Origin of the sequence: Sphingomonas sp., from assembly GCF_036677245.1 — a bacterium.
Taxonomy (GTDB): domain Bacteria; phylum Pseudomonadota; class Alphaproteobacteria; order Sphingomonadales; family Sphingomonadaceae; genus Allosphingosinicella.
This window is the reverse complement of the sequence record NZ_JAKFCG010000093.1, coordinates 1-2,104: the sequence shown is the minus strand read 5'-3', so window position 1 is coordinate 2,104 and position 2,104 is coordinate 1. Positions and strand designations below refer to the sequence as shown.

3 protein-coding genes are annotated in these 2,104 nt (G+C 67.2%); all 3 read right to left on the bottom strand.

What is annotated here, in order from left to right:
• On the bottom strand, positions 1–180 hold a 180-nt coding region (locus V6M48_RS11030), incomplete at its 3' end, for a hypothetical protein (protein ID WP_443019097.1).
• Positions 181–200: 20 nt separating this feature from the next.
• Positions 201–1,361, bottom strand: a complete 1,161-nt coding sequence (locus V6M48_RS11025) for a pyridoxal-phosphate-dependent aminotransferase family protein (protein WP_332812594.1) — start codon at positions 1,359–1,361, stop codon at positions 201–203.
• A 47-nt stretch (positions 1,362–1,408) separates the two neighbouring features.
• On the bottom strand, positions 1,409–2,104 hold a 696-nt coding region (locus tag V6M48_RS11020), incomplete at its 5' end, for an amino acid ABC transporter ATP-binding protein (RefSeq protein WP_332812593.1).

Here is a 2,104-nt window from a genome sequence, read left to right as displayed (position 1 = left end):
GTTGTCGGGATGGCCATCGACGATGAGGTAGTTCGCGACCGGGACGCCGCGGGTGCGCGCGCCGGCGAAGGGGAAGACGCTGCCGTCGCCGATCAGGGCATCCTGCACGGCCTTCAGCAGTGCGGGCACGTCGACACTGTCTTCGAGATTGGTCGAATACTCGACCCAGATGTGAGGCATGGGAGCGATCCGTTGCTGGATTAGCGGAGGGCAGCCGCGGCGGCGGCGACACCGGCGCCGGCTGCGGGAACGGTGTGGCCGAGCGCCATCAGCGTGCGCTCGAGATAGTGCAGGTCGGTCAGGATGTCGGCTTCGCTGATCTGGCCCATCGTGCCGATGCGGATGACCTTGCCGGTCAGCTTGTTGCGGGCGCCGGCGATCATCGTGTTGTAGGTCTCGTTCATGTGCTTGACGATCGCCCCGCCGGTCAGCGGCGCCAGCACCGCGGCGACGACGACGGTGCGGGAGGCCACGGCAGGATCGCCGAAAGCCGGCAGGCCGAGCGCGACACAACCGGCGCGGAGCGCGCCCGACAGCCGCCCGTGCCGCGCGAAAACCTGCGGCAGCCCTTCCTCGTGGATCATCTTCAGCGCCTCGTGCAGGCCGAAGAGCAGAGAGACCGGACAGGTGAAGGCGGTCTCCTGATTGTCGACGACGGCCAGCGCCTTGCGCATGTCCCAGTAGAAGCGCGGGCAGCGATCGGCACGGTCGATGACCTTGCGCGCCTTGTCGCTGACGCTGGCGAAGCCGAGGCCGGGCGGGCACATCAACGCCTTCTGCGAGCCGGTGACGACGATGTCGACGCCCCACTCGTCCTGCCGCACCTCCATGCCGCCGAGCCCGCTGATCGAGTCGACCAGGAACAGCGTCTCGCGCTCGCGCAGCAGCGCGCCGATGGCCGCCAGATCGGTCACCGCACCGGTCGAGCTTTCATTGTGCACGGCGATGACCGCGCGATAGTCCGCCTTGGCGAGTTCGGCGGCGACCCGCTCCGGGGCCGGCGCATGGCCCCATTCGCTCTCGATCACCTCGACCTCGGCGCCGAGCGCCCGCGCGATCTGCGCATAGCGCTCGCCGAACTGGCCGTGGACCAGCGCCAGCACCTTCTCGCCGGGAGCCAGGATGTTGACGAGGCTCGCCTCCATCACGCCGGTTCCGGAGCTGCCGAAGACCAAGACCGGCGCCTGCGTGCCGAACAGCGGCTTGATCAGGCGCTGGATCTCGCCCAGCACGATGCGCATCTCGGCGCCGCGATGGTTGACGATGGGCTGCGCGGTAGCGCTGCGCACACGCTCGGGGATCGAAATCGGCCCGGGAATGCGCAGGCGATAGGGATAGGCGGGAGAAGAAGGCGTGCTCACGGGATCAAGCTCCGAAATGGTCTGATTGGTGCGGCTGGGCCGACCGGCTAGTGGATGACCTGCTGGATGAACTGGCGGGCGCGTTCCGTTTTGGGTGCCGAGAAGAAGGCATCGGGTGACCCGACTTCGGCGATGGCGCCGTTGTCCATGAAGACGACCCGGTCGGCGACGGCGCGCGCGAAGCCCATTTCATGGGTGACGCAGATCATCGTCATCCCGGTCCCGGCGAGTTCGATCATCACGTCCAGCACTTCCTTGACCATCTCGGGATCGAGGGCCGAGGTCGGCTCGTCGAAGAGCATGACGTCCGGCTCCATGGCGAGCGCCCGGGCGATCGCGACGCGCTGCTGCTGGCCGCCCGAGAGCTGGTTCGGGAACTTGCGGGCCTGATGGCCGATATGGACGCGCTCGAGCAATTCCATCGCCTGGGCTTCCGCGGCGGCCCGCTTCATGCGCCGGAGCTTGATCGGACCGAGCGTCAGGTTGTCGAGGATCGAGAGATGGGGGAACAGGTTGAACGACTGGAAGACCATGCCGACGCGCTGCCGGATCTTCTCGATCTTGTCGTCGTCCTGGGACACGACCTCGCTGCCGACAGTGATCCTGCCACCCTCATAGTACTCGAGGCCGTTGATGCAGCGGATCATCGTCGACTTGCCCGAGCCCGACGGGCCGCAGACCACGATGCGCTCGCCCTGCTTCACCGCAAGGTCGATGCCGCGCAGGACATGGAACTGCGAGAA